The organism is Flavobacterium salmonis, assembly GCF_903819435.1.
GTDB classification, from domain to species: domain Bacteria; phylum Bacteroidota; class Bacteroidia; order Flavobacteriales; family Flavobacteriaceae; genus Flavobacterium; species Flavobacterium chungangense.
Genome location: NZ_CAIJDP010000029.1, coordinates 1 through 413, shown reverse-complemented (window position 1 = coordinate 413; position 413 = coordinate 1). Strand labels below are relative to the sequence as shown.

The 413-nt window shown below is 45.0% G+C and carries 1 protein-coding gene; it reads right to left on the bottom strand.

Annotated features, from left to right (window positions below; translation table 11 throughout):
* Positions 1 to 371 (bottom strand): transposase (locus FLACHUCJ7_RS00160; protein ID WP_230408762.1); only part of this gene is annotated, 371 nt, incomplete at its 3' end.
* Positions 372 to 413: the final 42 nt, after the last annotated feature.

Here is a 413-nt window from a genome sequence, read left to right as displayed (position 1 = left end):
CTGTGTTCTCCGTTTACTTTTTCCAATCCTGTTAAATTAGTGTGATTATAGCCCCATTGCCGTTTGATAGTCCCAAAGATATGCTCGTTGATTTCCTGACGCTTGCGGTAGAGCTGTGGATTTGCGTGATAACGTTTGTTGTTTTCTTCTACGGCATCAGCATATTGACTGCGGTCTATATCTCGTCCAGCCACTCTGCTGGTACATAACTGCTTTACGGGACACTCCCTGCACTTGGATGTTCGGTATCTCTTGAATTCATAACTATCGCTATCGGTTTTCTTGTGCCAGTGACCTGTGGTTTTAAGCGTTTCTCCCTCAGGGCAAGTGTAGGTGTCGGTGGTTTGGTCGTATTGGAACTTCGAGATCAAATAACCCTCAGCTATCCTTTCTTTATTTTTCCCCTGTTCGGG